Genomic DNA, 22,875 nt, shown 5'->3' on the forward strand with positions numbered 1-22,875 from the left:
CCCCCGTACGGTACTTACTCAGTATGTACGTGAGCTTGCCAGGGGCTGTCTGTGACAAGACTGCGACAAACGGGGCTGGTGGGGGGCCTGCGGCGGGGGAGGCCGGGGGGCTGGGGAAGCGGGGTGGGCTGGGGCGTCCGCCGCCGGGCGTCCGCCGCCGGGCGGGCGGGGACGGGCGGGCGCCGCGGGGCGGTGCGGTGCGGGCGGCGCCCGGCCGGGGCTCAGCCCAGAGTGTCGGCGGCGGTGGGCGAGCTGTCCCGCAGGAAGACGGTGCAGCGCTCGTACTCGTCGTTCTCGCCGATCGCCTGCGCGGCGCGGCCGAGCGCGTGCAGGGCGCGCAGGAAGCCGCGGTTCGGCTCGTGCTCGAACGGGACCGGGCCCTGGCCGCGCCAGCCCGCGCGGCGCAGCGCGTCCAGGCCGCGGTGGTAGCCGGTGCGGGCGTAGGCGTACGACTCCACGACGCGCCCCGCCTCGAAGGCCTCGTCGGACAGCTGCGCCCAGGCCAGCGAGGACGCCGGGTACTTCGCGGCGACCTCGGAGGGGGCCGCGCCCGAGGCCAGCAGTTCGCGCGGCTCGGGGTCGTCGGGCAGATGCGTCGGGGCCGGACCCCCGAGCAGGTTCTCGTGAGTGGACATGACTCCAGTCTGCCCGAGCCGTTCCGCGAGGAGGCCCCCGGCAGGTGCCGGGGGGCCTCAACGGGGCGCGGTGCGGCGCGCGGCGCCGGGCGGCGGGCCCCCGCGGCGGTGCGGGGCCGGGCGCCGGTACGCGCCGGGCGGTGGGGCCGGCGGGGCCCGCGGCGGTGCGGCGCGCGGCGCCGGTGCTACTTGCGCTTGTTGCCGGCCGACCGCAGGTTCTGCGCGGCGACGACCACGCGCTCGGCCATCCCCGCCTCGGCGGCCTTGCCCCACACCCGCGGGTCGTAGGTCTTCTTGTTGCCGACCTCGCCGTCGACCTTGAGCACGCCGTCGTAGTTCTGGAACATGTGCGCCGCGACGGGCCGGGTGAAGGCGTACTGCAGGTCGGTGTCGATGTTCATCTTGACCACGCCGTTCTCCAGCGCCTCGTTGATCTCCGCCTCGGTGGAGCCGGAGCCGCCGTGGAAGACGAAGTCGAACGCGTTGGGCTTGCCGTACTTCTGCGCGACCGCGTCCTGCAGCTCCTTGAGGATGCTCGGACGCAGCACCACGTTCCCCGGCTTGTACACGCCGTGGACGTTGCCGAAGGAGGCGGCCAGCAGGTAGCGGCCGTTCTCACCGAGGCCGACCGCCTCGACGGTGCGGAAGGCGTCGTCGACGGTGGTGTAGAGGGAGTCGTTGATCTCGTGCGAGATGCCGTCCTCCTCGCCGCCGGTGGGGGTGATCTCCATCTCCAGGATGATCTTCGCCTTGACCGCCTCGGCCAGCAGCTCCTTGGCGATGGCGAGGTTGTCGTCGAGGTTCTCGGCGGACCCGTCCCACATGTGCGACTGGAACAGCGGGTCGCGGCCGGCCGCCACGCGCTCCTGCGAGATCTTCAGCAGCGGCCGGACGTAGCCGTCCAGCTTGTCCTTCGGACAGTGGTCGGTGTGCAGCGCGACGGTGACCGGGTACTTCTCGGCCACGATGTGCGCGAACTCGGCGAGCGCGACCGCGCCGGTCACCATCTCCTTCTTGTACTGCCCGCCCAGGAACTCCGCGCCGCCGGTGGAGATCTGGATGATGCCGTCGCTCTCCGCCTCGGCGAGACCGCGCAGCGCGGCGTGCAGCGTCTGCGACGAGGTGACGTTGATCGCCGGGTAGGCGAACTTGCCCGCCTTCGCGCGGTCGAGCATCTCGTTGTAGATCTCGGGGGTTGCGATGGGCATCGTGTCCGCTCCTCAATGACTGTGCGGGTGGTCCAGCTGGCGTGTCGACGTCATCGTCGCGCTCATCTTCCCAGACGCGAACGGATTCACCACTGCGGGTCAGTCCAGGCCGAGGTCCGCGAGGGAGTACGCGGACAGGTACGGCAGCCCGGCTTCGGCGATCTTCGGACCGGCGCCGCGGTCCACGATCACCGCGACCGCCACGACCTCGCCGCCCGCCTCGCGGACCGCCTCGACCGCGGTGAGCGGCGAATCGCCGGTGGTCGAGGTGTCCTCGACGACCAGCACCCGGCGGCCCTTGACGTCCGTGCCCTCGATCCGGCGCTGCAGTCCGTGCGTCTTGGTGGCCTTGCGGACCACGAAGGCGTCCAGCCGGCTGCCGCGCGCCGCCGCCGCGTGCAGCATCGACGTGGCCACCGGGTCCGCGCCGAGCGTCAGCCCGCCGACCGCGTCGAAGTCCAGCCCGGCGGTCAGGTCGAGCATGACCTGCCCGGCCAGCGGCGCGGCCTCGCCGTCCAGCGTGATACGCCGCAGGTCGACGTAGAAGTCGGCCTCCAGGCCGGAGGAGAGGGTCACCTTGCCGTGCACGACGGCCTTGTCCTTGATGTGCCGCAGCAGGGCGGTCCGTACGTCGTCGCTCATGTCGATGAGCCTATCCGCAGCGGCCGACGCGCCGATTCGGTTATCCACAGGTCAGGCAGCCGCGGCTCCGGTTGTCCACAGGGTGGGGACGGCGGGAGCGCGGCCGGGGCAGGCCGGGGCCGGCGGTCGGTCGGCGCCGGCGGTCGACCGCCGGCCGGTTGTCGGCCGGTTGTCGGTCGGTTGTCCTCGGCCGGCCGGCGATCAGCCGATGGTCATCCGATGGTCTGCCAGCTCCACGTGGTGGTGATCTCCAGCGGGTCGATGGGCGTGACCAGGCGGGGCAGGGTGTTGAGACCGTTCGGCGGACCGGACTGCGGCTCGACGCACACGGCCTCGGGCTGCTCGGTGTACACGACCACCCACTCGGTCGGGCTGCTGACCCGCACCCGCATCTCGCCGGGCCAGGTCAGCGTGACGTCCACGCCCTCCGGCATGCCGAAGCAGTCGTCCCACGGGCCCGGCCGGGGGGTGATGCGGTTGCCGTCGGGCAGGTGGTTGTCGCCGCGCTCCTCCTGCCACTCCGCGCTGAACGCCAGCTCGACGTCCTGGCCGCCGCGGCCGAGGTTGCGCAGCCACCACGGGTGCCAGCCGGCCTGCGCGGGGAAGGAGTCGCCCGCCGTCTCCACGCCGAGCGTCAGCGTCACGGAGTGGGGGGCGAGTTCCACCGTGTGGGTGACCCGGCCGGGATACGGCCAGGGGTCCGCCAGCTCGTAGTGGAACGACGCGGTGGTCTGCGTCGCGGGCGCGGCCTCGGTCCACACGCTGTGCCGGCCGGTGCCGTGGATCGCGTGCGGGGGCGCGTCGACGGGCAGCTGGTGGGTGACGCCGCCGTTGCGGAACACGCCGTTCTCCGTGCGTCCGCACCACGGCACCATCACGAAGGCGCCGAATTTCGGGCCCTGGCGCAGCAGTTCGACCCCGCCCACCTTCAGCGAGGCGATCCGGCAGCCGGCCTCCGGCTGCAAGGTCAGTTCGGCGTCGCCCGCCGTCAGCTTCGTCTCGTTCTCCACACGCCGAGCCTATCGGGGGCGCGTCGGCGGACGGCGGCGGCTCAACGGCGGCGCGGCCGGTCGGCCCAGCGCCCACCCGACCCGCCGTCGGTCCCGGTCCCGCGCGGCCTCAGCGGCGGCGGCGCAGTACCCGCCCGACGACGACCGCGGAGGCGAGCAGGGCCGCTGCCGCGGGGGCAGCCCAGCGCAGGGTGGCCGCGGCGCCGGCGCCGTCCGGCGCGGGCACGGGGGCGTACCGGCCGCGCGGCGGCGCGTGGTCCACCTCCTCGGCGCTGCGGCCGATCATCGTACGGCGCGCGTGCGCGGCCTCGGCGGGCGTGACCAGGTCGTCGAGCGCGGCGGCGCTCTCCGGGACCTCCACCTCGACCTCGACCAGCTCGAAGTCCTCCTCGCCCTCCGCGGGCGGCGCGGGCTCGCCGAGGTCGTCCACGACGTCGGGCTCGTTCACAACGTCGGGTTCGTCCACGGCGTCGTCCGCGGTGTCGTCCGCCGGTCGGTCGGCGGATGCGCCGGCGGGACCGTCCGCCGGTCGCTCTGCGGGACCGACCGCCGGCTCGTCGGCGGGCGTCTTCGTGTCGGCCCTCCCGGCCGGGCCCCCCGCGTCCGTCCCCTCCTCCGGCGCGTTCTCCGCGAGCGCCGCGGCGAAACGGTCCAGCAGCCGGCGCAGCGCCGCCTCCACCACCGCGTCGTCGTAACCGGTGAGGCGGCCGGTGACCGATCCGGCGGCGCGGAAGAGCAGCGTGGAGCCGGGCTCGGGCTGGTCGGCGGGTTCGACCGACACGGTGACGGTGGCCGTCGCCCGGCCGTCCCCGCGCACCTCCGCGCCGCGCGCCACCAGCGTGAAAGGGGAGGCGTCGCCGGAGACCGAGAGGTCGGCGCGGTAGGTGATCGTGGAGCCGGCGACGCGCAGCCGCAGCCGCCCGCTCTGCCCGGCGGCCGCGTCCGCGCCGGCGTCTGCGGCGTCGGGCTGCCAGCCCGGCAGGCTCGCGGCGACCACGGTCGGCGAACGCAGCGCGAGCGCCAGGCGTGCGGGCGGGGCTGGGACGAACGTCTCGTGCTCCATGCGGCGGAGCCTACCCACGCCGGGCCCTCGTGTGACGGTGCGGAGCCCGCACATTTTCACCGGCGGCCTTTCCCCCGGGGTGCCCGCCGCCTGCGCCGGTTTTCACCGGCCCGCCCACCGCCCGCCCACCGCCCGGCCCCTCGCGTTCAGGCCCGGTCGGCTCCGCGCGGCTCCTCTCAGGCCGGGAGCAGCGCCTCGCTCAGGACGAAGGAGGGGTCGACCTGCGCGGCCAGGTCGGCTCCGGTGCGCTCGTTGCCCCAGCTCCGCGCGTTCTTCTCGTGGAAGTGCACCATCTGCCGGGTGTAGCGGTCCCAGTCCCGGTCCTCGTACGCGCGGTCGGCGCGCTCGTGCAGGGTGCGCAGCGCCTGCCGGTTCTGCTCCTCCAGCAGTTCGAACGGCTGCGGGCGGCCCTTCTCCATGGCCCGCACCCAGTCCGAGTGGCCCACCGTGACCAGCAGGTCGTCCCCGACCTCCTCGCGGAGGAAGGCGAGGTCGTCCGCGCCCTGCACCTTGTTGCCGATCACGGCCAGGCCCACCCCGAAGTCGCGCGCGTACTCCTTGTACTGGCGGTAGACCGCGACGCCCTTGCGGGTCGGCTCGGCGACCAGGAAGGTCAGGTCGAAGCGGGTGAACATGCCGGAGGCGAACGAGTCGCTGCCCGCCGTCATGTCGACCACCAGATACTCGTCGCGTCCGTCCACGAGGTGGTTCAGGCACAGTTCCACCGCGCCGACCTTGGAGTGGTAGCAGGCCACGCCGAGGTCGGACTCGTTGAACGGGCCGGTCACCATCAGCCGCACCGACCGCCCGTCGTCCAGCGGAACCTCCGTGGCGCACGAGGCGTAGACCGGGTTGTCCTCGGTGAGCCGCAGCAGCCGCGAGCCGTGGCCGGGCGGCGTCGTCTTGATCATCGTCTCGGCGGAGGCGATACGGGGGTTGGCGCCGCGCAGATACTCCTTGATCTCGGGCAGGTGCGCGCCGAGCGCGGGCAGCGCGGCGGCGTCGTCCTCGTCCAGGCCGAGGGCCGGGCCCAGGTGCTGGTTGATGTCCGCGTCGACGGCGAGGACGGGCACGCGTGCGGCGGCGAGGTGGCGGACGAAGAGCGAGGACAGCGTCGTCTTGCCGCTGCCGCCCTTCCCGACGAAAGCGATCTTCATGTTCGGTCAGCGTAGCGGCGGCAGGCCCGCGCGGCGGTGCGCGGAGTGGGGAAGGCCACTCGTTCGGGGTCGATTCGGGCCTGCGGGGGTGCGTAATGTCTTGGGCATGGCTGAAAACGCTCACTCCGCGTCCGCTCACGCGCAGACCGATCCGCTCGCCGTGCTCGGCGCGCTGCACGGTGTGCCGGAGGCGGTGGACTCCGTACGCAAGGCCGTTGACGGGGTCTACGGACACCGGGTGATGCGTCGCCGCTCCAACGAGGTCACCTCCGAGGCGGCGCTGCGCGGCGCGCGCGCCTCGGCCGCGCTGGCCGACGCGGACTGGCCGCTGGAGGAGGTGCGGCGGCGCAGCGACTTCTCGGCCGACGCGCAGGCCCGCACGGTCGGCGCGACGCTCCGGCTGACCGCGGAGGCCGGTCAACTCCTCGGCGTCTGGCGGCAGTCGCCGGTCCAGGCGCTGGCCCGGCTGCACCTGGTCGCGGCCGGCGGCGCCCAGGCCGGGCCTGGGGGATCTGCGGACACGGTGGGGCGGCCCCGGCTGGCCGGCGAGCCGGTCGAGGAACCCCTGGTCGGCGTCGAGGAGTTCCCGCTGCCCGAGCCGGGGGAGGTCAATGCCCGGCTGGAGGGACTGGCCGACCTGCTGCTGGCCGGCACGGCCGCGCCCGCCCTGGTGATAGGCGCCGCGGTGCACGGCGAGCTTCTCTGCCTGCGGCCCTTCGGCACCTTCAACGGCCCGGTCGCGCGTGCCGCCGAACGCATCGTGCTGGTCGCGAGCGGCCTCGACCCCAAGTCGATCTGCCCGGCCGAGGTCGGGTACGCGGAGCTGGGTCGCGCCGAGTACCTCAAGGCCCTGGAGGGCTACGCCTCCGGCACGCCCGAGGGCATGTCCGAGTGGATCGTCCACTGCGGCCGGGCCCTGGAACTCGGTGTCCGCGAGAGCGTCGCCGTCTGTGAGGCCCTTCAGCGCGGCGCGGCCTGAGAACGCGGCGGCCCGCTCGCGAGGACGTGGGCGGCGGAGGGTACCGGCGGCGGGCGCGGCGGCGGGGCCTGGACGAAGTTGCGGCGGCACCCGGAGATGCCGCCGCTGGGCATGTCCGCCGAGTTACCAGTGCGTGCGCGCGATTCTGCCGATCAGGCCGGGATCTTCGCCCGTGACCTGGTGCGGCTGGCCCGGTTGGCGGGTCGGCTACGCGTGGGTGCCCGACTTCCATGCTCGGTCCGTGGGGCCTACTGCTGTGAACTGCGGTCTTCCTCCCGGAAGTCCGTGGTCTCGCGGGCCGCTATGTCCTTTCTACCGCTGTCTGCGGGGATGCGGAACCCCTGGCTACACTTTTTACTTTTCATATCAATCAGGACATTCTGGTGGGCCGCCCGGCTCGGCGCGGTGCCGGGCCTCTCGCGTGGTGGTCAGGAGGCCGCGAACAGGCGGCGCCGCCGGGACGCCAGCCAGACCAGGCCCGCGGTGGCCGCCGCCGCGCCGACGGCGGCCATGACGAGGGCGGGCCCCGAAGGCATCGACAGCGAGGGGATGCGCTGGTTCAGCCGGACCGGTCGGCTGAACGTGAGCACCGGCCACTGCCTGGTGACCGCCTCCTTGCGCAGCGCCCGGTCGGGATTGACGGCGTACGGATGGCCGACCGCCTCCAGCATGGGGATGTCGGTCGCCGAGTCGCTGTACGCGAACGACCGCTCCAAGTCGTAGCCCTGGGACTCGGCGAGCTCGGCGATGGCTTCGGCTTTCGCCGGACCGTAGACGTAGTGCTCGATCTCCCCGTTGTACGCGCCGTCCTCCACGACCATCCGGGTGGCGACGACATGGTCGGCTCCGAGCATCTCCCCGATCGGCTCCACGACCTCCGAGCCGGACGCGCTCACGATCACCACGTCACGGCCGGCGGCGTGGTGCTCCTCGATGAGCGAGGCGGCCTCGTCGTAGATGATCGGGTCGATCAGGTCGTGGAGCGTCTCGGCGACGATCTCCCGCACCTGCTGCACATTCCATCCTTTGCACAGATCGGAGAGGTATTTGCGCATCCCCTCCATCTGGTCGTGATCCGCGCCCCCGACCAAGTACACGAACTGGGCATATGCGGTGCGCAATACCGCGCGCCTGTTGATGAGGCCGCCCTGGTAGAAGGAGCGTCCGAAGGCGAGCGTGCTGGACTTGGCGATCACGGTCTTGTCGAGATCGAAGAAGGCCGCGGTACGCGGTGGCAGGTGGTTTTCCACGAGATGAGCATAGGCAACCACCATTCGGCGTAAGCTCAGGCGCGTGGGTTTGCCTGAGAAGGCCTTCGGGTACACCATGGAAGTCACGGATCGTTCGCGACCGTGCTAACCCGGTCTGGCTCCTCCCCCCCGAGTCGGCCGTGGGGACGACCCCCGCTCTCCCCCGGCGGGGGTCGTCGCATGTCCGGACCCGTTTCGTCGCCCTCGCGTCGCTGTCGGCCGGCGGATGTCCATGGCCTTCTCTCCTTCTTTTCTTCGCGCGTGTGTTCGTTCTGATGTGCATGACGCGTGACGCTGTGTAATCGTTCCGGGTTCGAAGGGAACTCACCCCTCCGGGTGGCGGAGTTATCCACAATCGGCCGGTTGTCCACAGATTCCGACCAAGATCATCTCAATTCCGCTGACTGTCCCAAGCTGATCGCAGGCAAGCACGCCGTGCTCGCACGACTAGCAACGGGGGACAGTGAAATGAACCGCCGCACCAGCCACCGCACACACCCGCGCGGCAACGCGGACACCGACTCGCAGCCGCTGTCCGCGGCGGAACGACGGGGTCCGCTGATTGTCACAGAAGACGAAAGTCTGCTCGACGATCTGTTGAGACTCTGCGCCGCGGCCGGCACCGAACCGGAAGTCGTCGCCGCCCCGCCGCCGCCCGCGAGTTGGGAGGCCGCGCCCCTCGTCCTGGTCGGGACGGAGGCCGCCGAGCGGGCCCAGGGCGCCCCTCGCCGCAAGGACGTCCTGCTCGTCGGGCGCGATCAGGACGACGCCGAGGTCTGGCGGCGAGCGGTCGGCATCGGCGCCGACCACGTGTTGATCCTGCCCGACGCCGAGCCGTGGCTCGTGGACCGGCTGGCGGACGTCGCCGAGGGCGTGGGCGAGCCCGCGCTGACCGTCGGCGTGCTCGGCGGTCGCGGTGGCGCGGGCGCCTCCACCCTGGCCTGCGCGCTGGCGGTCACCGCCGCCCTCACCGGCCGTCGCGCCATGCTCATCGACGGCGATCCGCTCGGCGGCGGCCTCGACATCCTGCTCGGCGCCGAGCGCACCGGCGGCCTGCGCTGGCCCGACCTCGCCGACTCGCGCGGCCGGGTCAACAGCGGAGCCCTCGAGGAGTCGCTGCCCCGGCTGGACGCGCTCAGCGTGCTGAGCTGGGACCGCGGCGACCGGGTGCGCATCCCTCCGCAGGCCATGCGCGCGGTGCTGGGCGCAGCCCGGCGGCGCGGCGGCGTCGTGGTCGTGGACCTGCCGCGCCGCGTGGACGACACGGTCGCCGAGGCGCTCGCCCAGATCGACGTGGGACTGCTCGTCGTCCCGGCCGAGCTGCGCGCCGTCGCGGCGGCCGGCCGGGTCGCCGCGGGTGCCGCCATGCTCCTGCGCGACCTGCGCGTGGTGGCCCGCGCCCCCTTCTCCTCCGGCCTGGACGCGCGGGACATCGCCCGGCTGATCGGTCTGCCGCTGGCCGGCGCCCTCCCGCCCGAACCCTCGTTGGCCGACCCGCCGCCGGGCAGCGGGCCACCGGGTTCGTCCGCGCGCGGACCCCTCGCACGGTTCTGCGCGCAGTTCCTCGACCGCGTCCTGCCCGGGGCCGTCCCCGAAGCCAGGCCCGGGCCGGCCATGGACCCGCGGGGCCGGCAGGGTTCGCCGCGCTCCCCGAGGTTCCCTCCCCGCCGCGCCTTCCCGGCCACCCGGAGTCCGCGGACAGCGCCGGGAGTGTGACGCCATGAGCGCCGCGACGACCGGCGGGCTCCTCGGCGCGGTCCGCCTGCACCTGGCCGAGCACGGCGGCGACCCCACGCCCGCACGGGTCGCCGAGGCGCTGCGCGCGCACGGTCGGCTGCTGGGAGACGCCGAAGTGCTGGGCGTGGTCCAGGCGTTGCGTTCCGAACTGGTGGGGGCGGGGCCGCTGGAGCCGCTCCTCGCGGACCCCGAGGTCACCGACATCCTGGTCAACGCGCCGGATGAGGTGTGGGTCGACCGGGGCCGCGGTCTGGAGCGCGCCGAGGTCCGCTTCGCCGACGCCGCCGCGGTGCGACGCCTGGCCCAGCGCCTTGCGACCACCGCGGGCCGCCGACTGGACGACGCCCGGCCCTGGGTGGACGCGCGGCTGCCGGACGGCACACGGCTGCACGCGGTGCTGCCGCCGGTGGTCGTCGGCTCCCCGTGCCTGTCGCTTCGGGTGGTCCGCGCCAGGGCGTTCACCCTGGCGGAGCTCGTCGCCGCGGGGACGCTGGACGCCGAGACCGCGGCGCTGCTTCGGGCGGTGCTCGACGCCCGGCTGTCCTTCATGATCAGCGGCGGCACGGGTTCGGGGAAGACGACGCTGCTCAGCTGCCTGCTCGGCCTGGTCGACCCCGCCGCCCGGATCGTCCTCGCCGAGGACTCCGCGGAGCTGCGCCCCGACCACCCCCATGTGGTCCGGCTGGAAACCCGGCCCGCCAACCAGGAGGGGGCGGGCCGGGTCACGCTCCGGGACCTGGTCCGCCAAGCGCTGCGGATGCGCCCCGACCGGCTGGTGGTCGGGGAGGTGCGCGGCCCCGAGGTGGTCGATCTGCTGAGCGCGCTCAACACCGGCCACGAGGGCGGTTGCGGCACCGTTCACGCCAACGCCGCGGTGGATGTGCCGGCCCGCCTGGAGGCGCTGGGCAGCACGGCGGGGCTCGACAGGGCCGCGTTGCACAGCCAGCTGGCGGCGGCCCTGTCGGTCGTGCTGCACCTGGTCCGCGATGCCCGGGGCCGTCGACGGCTCGCCGAGATCCACGTCCTGAGACGGGGGCCCGACGCACTGGTCGGCACCGTCCCCGCACTGGTCAGGGATGCGCGCGGCCGCGCCGAACGCGGCCCCGGCTGGTCCCGGTTGGCGGAACTGTGCGCGGCGGGTGCGTCATGAACGCGTTCTCGCCGCTCGCCGCGGCGGCGCTCTGCGCCTGCCTCGCGCTCCTGGTGCTCTGCGCCGCCCGCCCGGACCAGCAACTCTGGAACCGCGCCGTCCGCCTCTTGGGCGGCCAGGACGCCTCGACCGGGCCGCGCGAGCCGCGGACACCTGCCGCGGTGCTGCGCCGCCTGCGGGATGTGGCCCGGGGCGTCGGCGCCGGTCGGCGGCCGGCGCTGTGCACCGTGCCGGCGGGAGTGCTGGTGGGGCTTCTCACCTGGTCGCCCGTGCCGGTGCTCGCCGGAGCGGCGGCTGCTCCGCTGATCGGCCGGGCGCTGCGCCGCCGGGCGGATCGGGCCGCGGACGCGCGGGCGGCCGCGGCCGTGGAGGCCCTGTGCGGCACGCTCGCGGCAGACCTGCGGGCCGGCCTGCCGCCGCACGCCGCGCTGGCCGAGGCGGTCGACGCCGCGGGGTGGCGGCGGTCGGCGGAACTCACGGAGGCGGCCCACCTGTTGTCGTCGGCCGCCCGGTTCGGCGGCGACGTTCCACAGGCGCTGCGCGCCGCGGCCGGGCAACGGAGCGGGCTGCGGGGGCTCGCCGCGGTCGCCGCGTGCTGGCAGGTGGCGGTCGACGGCGGCGCGGGCCTGGCCGCTGCGCTGGACCGGGTGGCCGCCGCGCTGCGGGCCGAGTCGGACCAACGCGAGGACCTGCGGGCCCAGTTGGCCGGGCCCCGGTCCACCGCGGTGCTTCTCGCTCTCCTCCCGCTCTTCGGCCTGGTGCTGGGCAGCGCGCTGGGCGCCGATCCGTCGCGGGTCCTCCTGCACACCCCTACCGGCCTCGCGTGCCTGACCGGCGGCGTCGTCCTCGAAGCAGCCGGTCTCGGCTGGACCGCCCGCATCATCCGCCGAGCCCAAGGAGCTCCGTCATGACCGCGCACGGGCCCCACCCGACCGAGGCCGGCTTCCTCCCGGGACCGGAAGATCGCAGCGGGATCGAACCCGGCGCCGCGCCCTCCTCGCGCGCGCTCAGCGTCGGCGGCCCCGGGCTTCGGGTCGGAGCGGGCGTGCCGGGCGGGTTGGGCACCGCTGTCCACAGGGTGGGGACAGAGCTGGGGGTGGCCGCGGCGGTGGTGGCCGGACTCGCGGCGCTGGCACTGGCGGCGGCGGACGTCAGGCGACGCCGCAGGAGCGCCGCACGGGTGCGGACGGTCGTCGGCGCGCTACCGGGCGCGCCGCCGGGCCGCCGAGGCAGGGCGGAGCCGCCTGAGTGGCTCCGGACGTCGGCGTGGCGATGGGGAGCGGTGGCGGGCGCGGCTGTGGTGCCCGTGGTGCTCCTGGGAGGGGTGCTGGGCGTCCTGGCCGGGGTCGCGGCGGGACTGGGAGCCAGGAAGTGGCTCGCGGCGCGTCAGCGGGCCGCAGGCGGTTCCGGAGCAGCCCCCGGCGACGGCGGTCGGCCGGAGGACGGGGACGGGGCGTCGCCTCAACTGCCGTTGTGCGCCGACCTCATGGCCGCGTGCCTCGCCGCCGGCGCCGCGCCGGGGGAGGCGGCGGAAGCGGTCGGGCGCTGTCTGGAGGGGCCGCTGGGCGCGGCGCTGATACGCGTCGCGGCCGAGGTGCGGCTCGGGGCGGACCCCGCGGAGTGCTGGGACCGCTTCGGCCGCCTGCCGGCGCCCACGCGATGGGCCGCTGCCTCGGCAGGGCGTCGGCGACCGGCAGCGCGCCGGTCGCGGAGATGTCGAGGCTCGCCGCCGACTACCGCGCGGGCCACGGGCGTTCGGCGCTCGCCCGGGCCCGCAAGGCCGCGGTGCTGGCGACGGCGCCGCTGGGGGTGTGCTTCCTGCCGGCGTTCCTGCTGGTCGGCGTCGCCCCGGTGGTGCTGGGGCTGGCCGGGGCGTTCCTCGGCGGCGGACCGCCCTGACTGCCGCACCACCCACGTCCGGCGCGACGACGGGCCGCGCCGGCCCACCCCGAACGACGAACCGAATGCCAAACCGAATGCCAAACCGAACATCACAGGAGGAGATTGCGATGAACACGAAGAAGACGGCCCTGAGCACGACCGCGTACGGCACGGGCAGCGCGGCCGGCGGGTGGCTCAGGCGCGGGCTCGCCCGCCGGATGCGCCGCTGCCGGAGCGTCGCGGACGCCGGGATGAGCACGGCGGAGTACGCGGTGGGGACGATCGCGGCGTGCGGGTTCGCCGCGGTGCTCTACAAGATCGTGACCAGCGGCCCGGTGCGGACCGCGCTCACCGGAGTGATCGAGAAGGCCCTCCATGTGCCCTTCTGAGCGCGATAGCGAGCACCGGGGCCGACACGGGCCGCCCGTCCCACGGGGTCCTGCGCGGGGGCGGGACGGCGGCTACGTCACGGCGGAGGCGGCCGTGGTGATCCCGGTCCTGGTCACCGTGGCAGCGCTGCTGATCTGGGCGATGGCGGCTGCCGCCGCCCAGGTCAGGTGCGTGGACGCCGCGCGGGCCGCCGCCCGGGAGGCGGCCCGTTCCGAGACGCCGGCGCGGGTCCGGGAGGCGGCACGGCAGGCCGCGCCGTCCGGCGCGCGGGTGAGCGTGCGGACCGTCGACGGCATGGTGCGGGTCCGCGTCACCGTTCCGATGCCGCGGTTCCCGGTGCCGCTCACCGCCGAGGCCGCCGCCCTGGACGAGTCGACGCTGGACGACGCGCCGGCTGAGGGTCCCGCGCCCGGCGTCGCGCCGCTCGACGGGCCTGGGGCCGCGACGGTCCGGCCGGTCAGCGGCAGCGGCGGACCGCCCGGTGTCCGGGCGGTCGGAGCGGGCGAAGGAGGTGACGGCCCTTGAGGAGGGACCGCGGGTCGGCCACGGTCTGGTCGCTGGGGCTGATGGGGGTGCTGCTGGCGCTGTTCGCGGCGGTGCTGCTCATGGACCGGGCCGTGATCGCCCGCCACCGCGCGGGGGCCGCGGCCGACCTCGCGGCCCTGGCCGCCGCCGACCACGCCCTGGACGGCGCCCCCGCCGCGTGCGGCCTCGCGGCCCGCGTCGCCTCGGCGCAGGGCGCGACCGTGGTCGGCTGCACCGTCAGCGGCGAGATCGCCGACATCACCGCCCGCGTCGGCCCCGCCCAGGCCCACTCCCGCGCCGGCCCACCCAACGCCCTCGTCCCGCCCGATCCGCCCGACCCGTCAGGCCCACCCGACCCGTCAGGCCCACCCGGTCACCCCGGCCCACCCGGCCCACGGCGACCCCTCACCGGTTGACCCGGTCTGCCCCGCCCCCGGTCAGGCCCGCCCCCGGTCAGGCCGGCCGACGGGCCGCCCCGGTCAGCCTCCGTGGCGGGGTGCCGGAACCGCTCGGACGTGAGCGTCAGGTCCGGGACCCGGCGCTGCCGCGAGGCGCGCCTCGCTGTCGGCCTACGGTCGGCGTGGGAGTGGCCTCGGGGTCCGGGACGTCCCGCGTCAGGGGCCGCGCGTCCTCGCCCGAGCCAGCCGCCCCCGCCGTCCCGGCAGCCCCGGCCGCCCCCGCCGTCCCGCCCGCCCCGGTCGGCTCCGTCGGCTCCGTCGGCTGCGCCAGAAGCGTGTCCAGGAGGCGGACCGCCGCGGACTTGTCGAGGGGGTCGTTGCCGTTGCCGCATTTGGGGGACTGGACGCAGGAGGGGCAGCCGACGTCGCATTCGCAGGCGGCGATGGCCTCGCGGGTGGCGGTGAGCCAGGTGCGGGCGGTGTGGAAGGCGCGTTCGGCGAAGCCCGCACCCCCGGGGTGGCCGTCGTAGACGAAGACGGTGGGCAGCCCGGTGTCGGCGTGCAGGGGGATGGAGACGCCGCCGATGTCCCAGCGGTCGCAGGTGGCGAAGAGCGGAAGGAGGCCGATGGAGGCGTGCTCGGCGGCGTGCAGGGCGCCGGGCAGCTCCTCCGGGTGGATGCCGGCCGCGTCGAGCTGGGCCTCGGACAGCGTCCACCACACCGCGCGGGTGCGCAGCGTGCGCGGCGGCAGGTCGAGCTTGGTCTCGCCCATCACCTCGCCGGTGATCAGCCGGCGGCGCAGGTAGGACACCACCTGGTGGGTGACCTCGACCGAGCCGAAGTGGATGCGGGCCTCGCCCCAGGGCTCCTCCACCTCGTCGGCCAGGATCCGCACGTCGGTGGTGTCGCGGGCCATCGTGGAGAAGGGCGGGTCGGCGCGTTCGACGAGGGCGACGGCGTCGTCCAGGTCCAGCCGCCGCACCACGTAGCTGCGCCCCTGGTGGAGGTGGACGGCGCCGTCGTGGACGGCGGTGTGCGCCGCGCCGGCGTTTACCGTGCCGAGCAGCCGCCCGGTGTCCGCCTCCACCACCTGCACGGGGGAGCCGCCCCCGCCGCGGATGTCGGTGAGGTCGGCGGCCCGCTCGCGCCGCGTCCAGTACCAGCCGCCGGCCCGCCGCCGCAGTAGCCCGCGCCCCTCCAGCTGCGGCAGCAGGGACGCCGCCTCGGGCCCGAAGAGCTCCAGGTCGTCCTCGGTGAGCGGCAGCTCCGCGGCGGCGGCGCACAGGTGCGGCGCGAGGACGTAGGGGTTGTCCGGGTCCAGCACGGTGGACTCGACGGGCCGCTCGAAGATCGCCTCGGGGTGGTGCACGAGGTAGGTGTCCAGCGGGTCGTCCCGGCCGACCATGACGGCCAGCGCGCCCTGCCCGGTGCGGCCCGCCCGGCCCGCCTGCTGCCACAGCGACGCCCGGGTGCCCGGGTAGCCGGCCAGCAGCACCGCGTCGAGTCCGGAGACGTCCACGCCCAGCTCCAGCGCCGAGGTGGAGGCCAGGCCGAGCAGCCGGCCGGAGTGCAGGTCACGTTCGAGGGCCCGGCGCTCCTCCGCCAGGTAGCCGCCGCGGTAGGCGGCCACCCGGCCGGGCAGCGAGGGGTCGATCTCGGCCAGCCGTTCCTGGGCGATCATCGCGACGAGTTCCGCGCCGCGCCGGGACCGTACGAAGGCCACCGTGCGGACGCCCTGGAGGACCAGGTCGGTGAGCAGCTCGGCGGCCTCCGCGGTGGCGGTGCGGCGCACCGGGGCGCCGCGCTCGCCGGACAGCTCGGTCAGCGGCGGCTCCCACAGGGCGAAGGCGAGTTCGCCGCGCGGGGAGGCGTCCTCGGTGACCTCGGCGACGCTCACCCCGGTGAGCCGCCCGGCCGCGGTCGCCGGGTCGGCCGCGGTGGCCGAGGCGAGCAGGAAGACCGGCTCGGCGCCGTAGCGGGCGCACACCCGCCGCAGCCGGCGCAGCACCTGCGCGACGTGCGAGCCGAAGACGCCGCGGTAGGTGTGGCACTCGTCGATCACCACGTAGCGCAGGCTGCGCAGGAAGGAGGACCAGCGGGCGTGGCCCGGCAGGATGCCGCGGTGCAGCATGTCCGGGTTGGTGAGCACATAGGTGGCGTACTGCCGCACCCACTCGCGCTCCTCGAACGGCGTGTCGCCGTCGTAGACCGCCGCGCGCACCGCCGTGCCCAGCGGCGCGGCCAGCGCCGCGACCGAGCGCCGCTGGTCGGCGGCCAGCGCCTTGGTGGGGGCCAGGTAGAGCGCGGTCGCGCCGCGCCCGCCCGCCGCGGCCCCCGCGCCCGGCCGACCGCCCGCGCCGTCCAGCAGCGCCGAGAGGACCGGCGCGAGATACGCCAGCGACTTGCCCGAGGCCGTCCCGGTGGCCACCACCACCGACTCGCCGCGCAGCGCGTGCCCCGCGGCGCGCGCCTGGTTGTCCCACGGCCGGTCGATCCCGGCCGCCCGGATCGCCTCGACGACCTCGGGCCTGATGCCGTCCGGCCAGGATGCATGCCGTCCGACGCGGGCGGGCAGGTGCTCCGTATGGGTGATGCGCACAGCTCGGTCCGCCCCCGCGGCGAGCCGCTCCAGAGCGGTCCGGGGGGAGGTGCGGCCGTGCGCCGACTGCGGAGAATGATCCTGGGCCATCGGCACTCAGTGTGTCACTGGCGTGGCGGACAATCGGAGTAAGGCGTCGTCCCGCCCATCGTGAAGTGATTGAATGCCATCGCGGCCGCCCGTCCGTCCCCTACCGTTACCGTTCGGTGGGTGGCCCCAGGGGGGCGCCGCGTCGATGCAAGGTGCTGGAGGATCAGTGGACCTGTCCCTGTCGACCCGAACCGTCGGCGATCGCACGATCGTCGAGGTCGGCGGCGAGATTGATGTGTACACCGCGCCCAAGCTGCGCGAGCAGCTCGTGGAGCTGGTGAACGACGGGAGTTACCACCTCGTCGTGGACATGGAGGGAGTCGACTTCCTCGACTCGACCGGGCTGGGCGTGCTCGTCGGCGGGCTGAAGCGGGTGCGCGCCCACGAGGGTTCGCTGCGCCTGGTCTGCAACCAGGAGCGCATCCTGAAGATCTTCCGGATCACCGGCCTGACCAAGGTGTTCCCGATCCACACCTCGGTCGACGAGGCCGTCGCGGCGACTGACTGACCCCCGCCCGGAAGGGGCACCGGACGGCTCGCCGTCCGGGCCCCTGTGATGCCCGCCACAAAGACGAGGGGGAGGCCACGCCATGCCCACCGTAGAACTGCTCTTCAGCGCCCAGCCCGAGCACGTGCGCACCGCACGGCTCGTGGCGGCCGCGGTGGCGCGCCGGGCGGGGGTGGACGAGGCGGCCCTGGACGAGGTGCGACTGGCCGTGGGCGAGGCGTGCAGCCGCGCCGTCGGCCTGCACCGCAACTCCGCGCTGGAGGAGCCGGTGCGGGTCCGGCTCACCGAGGAGGACAAGAAGTTCTCCATCGAGGTGGCCGACGAGGTGCCCGGCACCGGCGCGGGCGCCGCTCCGGACGGCGCGGCCGACGAGGCCGCCGACGACGAGGGCGAGATGGGCCTGGCGGTGATCAGCGGCCTGGTCGACGACTTCGAGGTCATCGACGGCGACAAGGGCGGCATCATCCGCATGAGCTGGCCCACCGCAGGCGTCTGACCCCGCCGGCCCACCGGGCCCGCCACCGGGCCGACCCCGGCACGTCGCCGCGCGCCCGCGCACCCGCACGCCCGCGCCGAATTCGATCACGCCGCGCGGAATCGCGCCGCGTCATTTACCGTGGGAATTCCCTACGGGCACTCTTTTGTGATCTTTCGCTGCTCCTTACAATCCGTGCATCTTTGCTCAGCTCGCTGAGCGCGCGGCTTGATCAGCCGTAGGAGCCGCACGCCCATGCGCCAAACGTCAAGGAGGACGAATGGCGGGGCAACTCACCCCTTCCACGCTTGCCGCGGCGCCGGTGTTGACCGGCGGGAACCAAGCTCTGGTATGGATCATCGCGGCGGTCGCCGTGGCCGCACTGGCGCTCGCCGCCGTTCTGGTACGTCAAGTGCTCGCGTCGGACGAAGGCTCCGACACCATGAAGAAGATCGCCGCTGCCGTGCAGGAAGGCGCCAACGCCTATCTCGCACGGCAGTTCCGCACCCTGGGGATCTTCGCCGTCGCAGCGTTCTTCCTGCTCATGCTGCTGCCGGCGGACAGCACCTCGCAGCGTATCGGCCGGTCGATCTTCTTTCTCGTCGGCGCCGTCTTCTCCGCGGTGACGGGCTATATCGGAATGTGGCTCGCGGTCCGCAGCAATGTGCGGGTCGCCGCCGCCGCCCGTGCCGCGACCCCGGAATCCGGCCAACCGCCGAAAGACCTCACCGAGGTCTCCCACCGCGCCATGAAGATCGCATTCAGGACCGGCGGAGTGGTGGGGATGTTCACCGTCGGACTCGGACTTCTCGGCGCCTCCGCCGTCGTATTGATCTACAAGGCGGACGCGCCCAAGGTCCTCGAAGGATTCGGATTCGGCGCGGCGCTGCTGGCGATGTTCATGAGGGTCGGCGGCGGGATCTTCACCAAGGCCGCCGACGTCGGCGCGGACCTGGTCGGCAAGGTCGAACAGGGCATCCCCGAGGACGACCCGCGCAACGCCGCGACCATCGCGGACAACGTCGGCGACAACGTCGGCGACTGCGCCGGCATGGCCGCCGACCTCTTCGAGTCCTACGCCGTCACCCTGGTGGCCGCGCTCATCCTCGGCAAAGTGGCGTTCGGCGACTCCGGGCTGGCCTTCCCGCTGCTCATCCCGGCGATCGGCGTGCTCACCGCCATGGTCGGGATCTTCGCGGTGTCCCCGCGCCGCAACGACCGCAGCGGCATGACCGCGATCACCCGCGGGTTCTTCATCTCCGCGGTGATCTCGCTGGCCGGCGTCGCCGTCGCGGTCTACTCCTACCTGCCCTCCTCCTATGCCGACCTCAAGGGCGTCGGCCCCGACATCGCCTCCCACTCCGGCGACCCGCGCACCCTGGCCCTGGTCTCCGTCGTCATCGGCATCGTGCTGGCGGCGCTGATCCAGCAGCTCACCGGCTACTTCACCGAGACCTCGCGGCGGCCGGTGAGCGACGTCGGCAAGACCTCGCTGACCGGCCCGGCCACCGTCATCCTGTCCGGCATCTCGCTCGGCCTGGAGTCGGCGGTCTACTCCGCGGTGCTCATCGCGCTGGCCGTCTACGGCGCGTTCCTGCTCGGCGGCACCTCGGTGTGGCTGGCGCTGTTCGCGGTCGCGCTGGCCGGCACCGGACTGCTCACCACCGTCGGCGTCATCGTCGCCATGGACACCTTCGGCCCGGTCTCGGACAACGCCCAGGGCATCGCCGAGATGTCCGGCGACGTCCACGGCGAGGGCGCCCAGGTGCTCACCGACCTCGACGCGGTCGGCAACACCACCAAGGCCATCACCAAGGGCATCGCCATCGCGACCGCCGTGCTCGCGGCGACCGCGCTCTTCGGCTCGTTCAAGGAGGCCCTGGACACCGCGGTGGCCAAGGCGCACCCGGCCGCCTCCGACGCGCGCTGGCTGTCGCTGGACATCTCCCAGCCCAACAACCTCGTCGGGCTGCTGCTGGGCGCCGCGGTCGTCTTCCTCTTCTCGGGCCTGGCGATCAACGCGGTCTCCCGGTCGGCCGGCTCGGTGGTCTACGAGGTGCGCCGCCAGTTCCGGGAACGACCCGGGATCATGGACGGCACCGAACTGCCCGCATACGGCCGGGTGGTCGACATCTGCACCAAGGACGCGCTGCGGGAGCTGGCCACGCCGGGGCTGCTCGCGGTGCTCGCGCCGGTCGCGGTCGGCTTCTCCCTCGGCATCGGCTCGCTCGCCTCGTACCTGGCCGGGTCGATCGGGGCCGGCACGCTGATGGCGGTGTTCCTGGCCAACTCCGGCGGCGCCTGGGACAACGCCAAGAAGCTCGTCGAGGACGGCCACCACGGCGGCAAGGGCAGCGAGGCGCACGCCGCGACGGTCATCGGCGACACCGTCGGCGACCCGTTCAAGGACACCGCGGGCCCGGCCATCAACCCGCTGCTGAAGGTGATGAACCTGGTCGCGCTGCTGATCGCGCCGGCGATCGTGAAGTTCAGCTACGGCGTCGACGCCAACCTCGCCGTGCGGGTGGTCGTGGCGGTGCTCGCGCTGGTGATCATCGTCGGCGCGGTGTACGTGTCCAAACGCCGCGGCATCGCGATGGACGACCAGGAGGGCCGCGGCGGCGGGGGCGGCGACCCGGCCACCACCGAGAGCGGCTCGACCGTGGCGGCGTGACGGAGCAGCCCGACACGCCGTCTGACCGAGCGTCATCGGGGCGGGACTCCCGTGTGCGGGAGCCCCCCCGTCGGCTGCGGTGAACGGCTGAATATCAGACGAATCCGTTCACGCCGGGGCGGGTATGCGCAGGCGGCGGCCCCGACCCGTGTAAGTTCCGGGGCCGAGAGGCCACGGAAGGAACCCATCCGGTGAACCTGAACACGACCACCAGGCACGTCGCGGCGGCGCTGACCGGGGCGGCCCTGCTCCTGGCGGTGTCCGCGTGCGGCGACGACTCCGGCAAGAAGCTGAACAACTGGGCCAAGGGGGTCTGCGACCAGGCCCAGACCCAGGTCAAGAAGATCGACGACGCCAACACCGCCATCAGCAAGGTGAACAGCGCCGGCGCGCCCAAGGACGTCAAGGCCGCCGACTCGGCCGCGTTCCAGAGCATCTCCGACGCCTACAAGTCGCTCGCGCAGATCTTCAGCTCGGCCGGGCCCGCCCCCAAGGGCGACGAGGGCAAGACCTTCCAGCAGAACGCCGTCTCGGTCTTCACCAACCTCTCCTCCCAGTACGCGGCGCTGAAGAAGCAGGTCGACGGGCTGGACACGAGCAACCAGGCGAAGTTCGCCGACGGGCTGCGGGGTGTCTCGGACTCCCTCAACCAGACCACCTCCAACGGCGAGAAGTCGCTCACCACGCTGCGCCAGGGCGACGCGGGCAAGGCGCTCGCCAAGCAGCCCGGCTGCCAGCGCGTCTCCGGCACCGCCTCGCCGACCGCCTCGGCCACGTCGTCCTGACGCGCGGGGCCCGGGCCCCGCGCCCGGGCCGCCCGCCGGCCGAGCCCGGCCGCCGGGGTTCCGCGACAATGACCGTGTGAGTACGCCCCGCCTCCCCGCCCCCGACAGCGCCGCCTCGCTGCGCGCCGACCTGCGCGCCGCCGACTTCACCGCCGACGGCTGCCTCGACCTGCTCGGCGCGGTCGCCTACACGGCGCTGTCCCGCGCCGAGACCGTCCCCGCGCTGCGCGCGACCCGCGGCGACGGCCCGCTGGAGACCCTGGTCCGGCTCTTCCTGCTCCAGCGGCCGGTCCGCCGCGACCTCGCCCGTGCCGCGCTGCCCGGCCTGGAACGCTACGAGGCCGACGGCTGGCTCGTCCCGGCGACCGACGCGGCCCCGAACGCGGCCCCGCACACGGCCCCGAGCACGGATGCGGGCGCGGGCGCGGTCCAGGACACCGGCGTCGACGCCGTACGCGCCACCGTGGACGTACGCCCCTACGCCGGCGACGGCGGCGATGACTGGTGGATCGTCTCCGACCTGGGTTGCGCGGTCGGCGGCGCCGCGGGCATCGGCGGCGCCCAGGCGCTCGCGGGCGGGCCCGCGGTCGACCGGGCCGACCTCGTGCTCGGCGTCGGCGGCGCGTCCACCACGCTCGCCGGGCTGACCGTCCGCGCGCCGGTCGGCTCCGCCCTGGACCTCGGCACCGGCTCGGGCATCCAGGCGCTGCACGCCTCCCGGCACGCCACCCGCGTCACGGCCACCGACCTCAACCCGCGGGCGCTGCACTTCGCCCGCCTCACCCTCGCCCTGTCCGGCGCCCGCGACGCCGACCTGCGCCTGGGCAGCCTCTTCGAGCCGGTCGGCGACGAGCGCTACGACCTGATCGTCTCGAACCCGCCGTTCGTGATCTCCCCGGGCGGCCGGTTCACCTACCGCGACGGCGGCATGGCGGGCGACGACCTGTGCCGCGACCTGGTCCGCGGGTCCGCCGCCCACCTCAACGACGGCGGCCACTGCCAGCTCCTGGCCAACTGGCAGCACGTCGAGGGCGAGGACTGGCGCGACCGGCTCGCCTCCTGGGTGCCGCCCGGCTGCGACGCGTGGATCGTCCAGCGCGAGGTGCAGGACGTCGCGCAGTACGCCGAGCTGTGGCTGCGCGACGGCGGCGACCACCACGACGACCCGGCCCGCTACGCACGGCGCTACGGCGCCTGGCTGGAGGAGTTCGAGCGGCGCAAGGTGCACGGCGTCGGCTTCGGCTGGATCACGCTGCGCAAGTCGGGCGCGGACGTGCCCTCCGTGGTCGCCGAGGAATGGCCGCACCCGGTGGAGCAGCCGCTCGGCCCGCACATCGCGCAGTGGTTCGACCGCCAGGACTACCTGCGCACCCACGACGACGCGGCGCTGCTGGCCGCGCGCTACGCGCTCGCCCCCGAGGTGGTGCAGGAGCAGGTCGGGCTGCCGGGCGCGGAGGACCCCGAGCACGTGGTGCTGCGCTCGGCGCGCGGGATGCGCCGGGCCACGAAGGTCGACACGGTCGGCGCGGGCTTCGCCGGGGTCTGCGACGGCACGCTGCCGGCCGGCCGCATCGTCGACGCCATCGCCCAGCTCCTCGGCGAGGACCCGGTGCTGCTGCGGGACCGCACGCCCGAGTCCATCCGGCTGCTCGTCGCGCAGGGCTTCCTCGACCCGGTCGACTGAGGCTCCCGCGCCGGGTTCCGCGCCGACTTCCGCGC

At 74.3% G+C, this 22,875-nt stretch carries 21 protein-coding genes; 13 read left to right on the forward strand and 8 right to left on the reverse strand.

All coding sequences use genetic code 11. The annotated features are described in order from the left end of the window. Positions 1-221: 221 nt before the first annotated feature. The 6 genes from VSR01_RS21375 to VSR01_RS21400 all read right to left on the reverse strand — a co-directional run bounded on the left by VSR01_RS21375 (position 222) and on the right by VSR01_RS21400 (position 5,715). Entirely contained in the window at positions 222-635 is a 414-nt protein-coding gene (locus VSR01_RS21375; protein WP_326450784.1) for a DUF3151 domain-containing protein, read from the reverse strand. Between the two features lie 185 nt (positions 636-820). After that, positions 821-1,843, reverse strand: a complete 1,023-nt coding sequence (gene fbaA / locus VSR01_RS21380; protein ID WP_326450785.1) for a class II fructose-bisphosphate aldolase — start codon at positions 1,841-1,843, stop codon at positions 821-823. A gap of 99 nt (positions 1,844-1,942) precedes the next feature. After that, positions 1,943-2,485 (reverse strand): orotate phosphoribosyltransferase, encoded by a 543-nt coding sequence (gene pyrE / locus VSR01_RS21385; protein ID WP_326450786.1) that lies wholly within the window; start codon positions 2,483-2,485, stop codon positions 1,943-1,945. A gap of 212 nt (positions 2,486-2,697) precedes the next feature. Then, complete coding sequence (locus tag VSR01_RS21390; RefSeq protein WP_326450787.1) at positions 2,698-3,495, reverse strand: aldose epimerase family protein; 798 nt, start codon at positions 3,493-3,495, stop codon at positions 2,698-2,700. Positions 3,496-3,604: 109 nt separating this feature from the next. Further along, on the reverse strand, positions 3,605-4,558 hold the full coding sequence (locus tag VSR01_RS21395) for a CoxG family protein (protein ID WP_326450788.1): 954 nt from the start codon (positions 4,556-4,558) through the stop codon (positions 3,605-3,607). A 176-nt stretch (positions 4,559-4,734) separates the two neighbouring features. Beyond that, complete coding sequence (locus VSR01_RS21400) at positions 4,735-5,715, reverse strand: ATP-binding protein (protein WP_326450789.1); 981 nt, start codon at positions 5,713-5,715, stop codon at positions 4,735-4,737. 106 nt (positions 5,716-5,821) lie between these two features. On the opposite strand from VSR01_RS21400, the gene VSR01_RS21405 reads away from it, so the two are divergent. Then, complete coding sequence (locus tag VSR01_RS21405) at positions 5,822-6,694, forward strand: oxidoreductase (protein ID WP_326450790.1); 873 nt, start codon at positions 5,822-5,824, stop codon at positions 6,692-6,694. A gap of 428 nt (positions 6,695-7,122) precedes the next feature. Here the strand turns inward: VSR01_RS21405 and VSR01_RS21410 are convergent, their stop codons facing one another. Next, positions 7,123-7,968 carry an HAD family hydrolase gene (locus VSR01_RS21410; protein ID WP_326450791.1) on the reverse strand — a complete coding sequence of 282 codons (846 nt, stop codon included), beginning with the start codon at positions 7,966-7,968 and terminating at the stop codon, positions 7,123-7,125. Between the two features lie 444 nt (positions 7,969-8,412). On the opposite strand from VSR01_RS21410, the gene ssd reads away from it, so the two are divergent. From ssd to VSR01_RS21445, 7 genes are all read left to right on the forward strand, one after another. Further along, entirely contained in the window at positions 8,413-9,660 is a 1,248-nt protein-coding gene (ssd, locus tag VSR01_RS21415) for a septum site-determining protein Ssd (protein ID WP_326450792.1), read from the forward strand. Positions 9,661-9,664: 4 nt separating this feature from the next. After that, complete coding sequence (locus VSR01_RS21420; protein WP_326450793.1) at positions 9,665-10,831, forward strand: TadA family conjugal transfer-associated ATPase; 1,167 nt, start codon at positions 9,665-9,667, stop codon at positions 10,829-10,831. Continuing rightward, positions 10,828-11,742 (forward strand): type II secretion system F family protein, encoded by a 915-nt coding sequence (locus VSR01_RS21425; RefSeq protein WP_326450794.1) that lies wholly within the window; start codon positions 10,828-10,830, stop codon positions 11,740-11,742. Before VSR01_RS21420 ends, VSR01_RS21425 begins: the two co-directional genes overlap by 4 nt. Before the next feature lie 709 nt (positions 11,743-12,451). Next, positions 12,452-12,730 carry a hypothetical protein gene (locus VSR01_RS21430; protein ID WP_326450795.1) on the forward strand — a complete coding sequence of 93 codons (279 nt, stop codon included), beginning with the start codon at positions 12,452-12,454 and terminating at the stop codon, positions 12,728-12,730. A 110-nt stretch (positions 12,731-12,840) separates the two neighbouring features. After that, complete coding sequence (locus VSR01_RS21435; RefSeq protein ID WP_326450796.1) at positions 12,841-13,101, forward strand: DUF4244 domain-containing protein; 261 nt, start codon at positions 12,841-12,843, stop codon at positions 13,099-13,101. Between the two features lie 94 nt (positions 13,102-13,195). Continuing rightward, positions 13,196-13,627 (forward strand): TadE family type IV pilus minor pilin, encoded by a 432-nt coding sequence (locus VSR01_RS21440; RefSeq protein WP_326450797.1) that lies wholly within the window; start codon positions 13,196-13,198, stop codon positions 13,625-13,627. Continuing rightward, complete coding sequence (locus VSR01_RS21445; protein WP_326450798.1) at positions 13,624-14,043, forward strand: Rv3654c family TadE-like protein; 420 nt, start codon at positions 13,624-13,626, stop codon at positions 14,041-14,043. Before VSR01_RS21440 ends, VSR01_RS21445 begins: the two co-directional genes overlap by 4 nt. 106 nt (positions 14,044-14,149) lie before the next feature. Here VSR01_RS21445 and VSR01_RS21450 read toward each other — a convergent pair whose 3' ends face one another. After that, complete coding sequence (locus VSR01_RS21450) at positions 14,150-16,714, reverse strand: DEAD/DEAH box helicase (protein ID WP_326450799.1); 2,565 nt, start codon at positions 16,712-16,714, stop codon at positions 14,150-14,152. Positions 16,715-16,880: 166 nt separating this feature from the next. Here VSR01_RS21450 and bldG point away from each other — a divergent pair, with 166 nt between their 5' ends. The 5 genes from bldG (at position 16,881) to VSR01_RS21475 (ending at position 22,840) form a co-directional block, all read left to right on the forward strand. Beyond that, on the forward strand, positions 16,881-17,222 hold the full coding sequence (gene bldG, locus VSR01_RS21455; protein ID WP_031520166.1) for an anti-sigma factor antagonist BldG: 342 nt from the start codon (positions 16,881-16,883) through the stop codon (positions 17,220-17,222). An 82-nt stretch (positions 17,223-17,304) separates the two neighbouring features. Further along, positions 17,305-17,718: an ATP-binding protein gene (locus tag VSR01_RS21460; RefSeq protein ID WP_326450800.1), complete on the forward strand. Its 414-nt coding sequence runs from the start codon at positions 17,305-17,307 to the stop codon at positions 17,716-17,718. Positions 17,719-17,977: 259 nt separating this feature from the next. Next, on the forward strand, positions 17,978-20,371 hold the full coding sequence (locus VSR01_RS21465; RefSeq protein ID WP_326450801.1) for a sodium-translocating pyrophosphatase: 2,394 nt from the start codon (positions 17,978-17,980) through the stop codon (positions 20,369-20,371). Positions 20,372-20,562: 191 nt separating this feature from the next. Further along, on the forward strand, positions 20,563-21,156 hold the full coding sequence (locus tag VSR01_RS21470) for a small secreted protein (protein ID WP_326450802.1): 594 nt from the start codon (positions 20,563-20,565) through the stop codon (positions 21,154-21,156). Positions 21,157-21,232: 76 nt separating this feature from the next. Continuing rightward, positions 21,233-22,840, forward strand: a complete 1,608-nt coding sequence (locus tag VSR01_RS21475; protein WP_326450803.1) for a DUF7059 domain-containing protein — start codon at positions 21,233-21,235, stop codon at positions 22,838-22,840. Positions 22,841-22,875: the final 35 nt, after the last annotated feature.

Origin of the sequence: Actinacidiphila sp. DG2A-62 (genome assembly GCF_035825295.1) — a bacterium.
Lineage (GTDB): Bacteria > Actinomycetota > Actinomycetes > Streptomycetales > Streptomycetaceae > Actinacidiphila.

Bases quoted from the DNA above. Each gene is read 5' to 3' on its own strand.
- VSR01_RS21375 (WP_326450784.1), bottom strand. From the start codon at position 635: ATGTCCACTCACGAGAACCTGCTCGGGGGTCCGGCCCCGACGCATCTG.
- fbaA (WP_326450785.1), bottom strand. From the start codon at position 1,843: ATGCCCATCGCAACCCCCGAGATCTACAACGAGATGCTCGACCGCGCG.
- pyrE (WP_326450786.1), bottom strand. From the start codon at position 2,485: ATGAGCGACGACGTACGGACCGCCCTGCTGCGGCACATCAAGGACAAG.
- VSR01_RS21395 (WP_326450788.1), bottom strand. From the start codon at position 4,558: ATGGAGCACGAGACGTTCGTCCCAGCCCCGCCCGCACGCCTGGCGCTC.
- VSR01_RS21400 (WP_326450789.1), bottom strand. From the start codon at position 5,715: ATGAAGATCGCTTTCGTCGGGAAGGGCGGCAGCGGCAAGACGACGCTG.
- VSR01_RS21405 (WP_326450790.1), top strand. From the start codon at position 5,822: ATGGCTGAAAACGCTCACTCCGCGTCCGCTCACGCGCAGACCGATCCG.
- VSR01_RS21410 (WP_326450791.1), bottom strand. From the start codon at position 7,968: ATGGTGGTTGCCTATGCTCATCTCGTGGAAAACCACCTGCCACCGCGT.
- ssd (WP_326450792.1), top strand. From the start codon at position 8,413: ATGAACCGCCGCACCAGCCACCGCACACACCCGCGCGGCAACGCGGAC.
- VSR01_RS21420 (WP_326450793.1), top strand. From the start codon at position 9,665: ATGAGCGCCGCGACGACCGGCGGGCTCCTCGGCGCGGTCCGCCTGCAC.
- VSR01_RS21425 (WP_326450794.1), top strand. From the start codon at position 10,828: ATGAACGCGTTCTCGCCGCTCGCCGCGGCGGCGCTCTGCGCCTGCCTC.
- VSR01_RS21435 (WP_326450796.1), top strand. From the start codon at position 12,841: ATGAACACGAAGAAGACGGCCCTGAGCACGACCGCGTACGGCACGGGC.
- VSR01_RS21450 (WP_326450799.1), bottom strand. From the start codon at position 16,714: ATGGCCCAGGATCATTCTCCGCAGTCGGCGCACGGCCGCACCTCCCCC.
- VSR01_RS21460 (WP_326450800.1), top strand. From the start codon at position 17,305: ATGCCCACCGTAGAACTGCTCTTCAGCGCCCAGCCCGAGCACGTGCGC.
- VSR01_RS21465 (WP_326450801.1), top strand. From the start codon at position 17,978: ATGGCGGGGCAACTCACCCCTTCCACGCTTGCCGCGGCGCCGGTGTTG.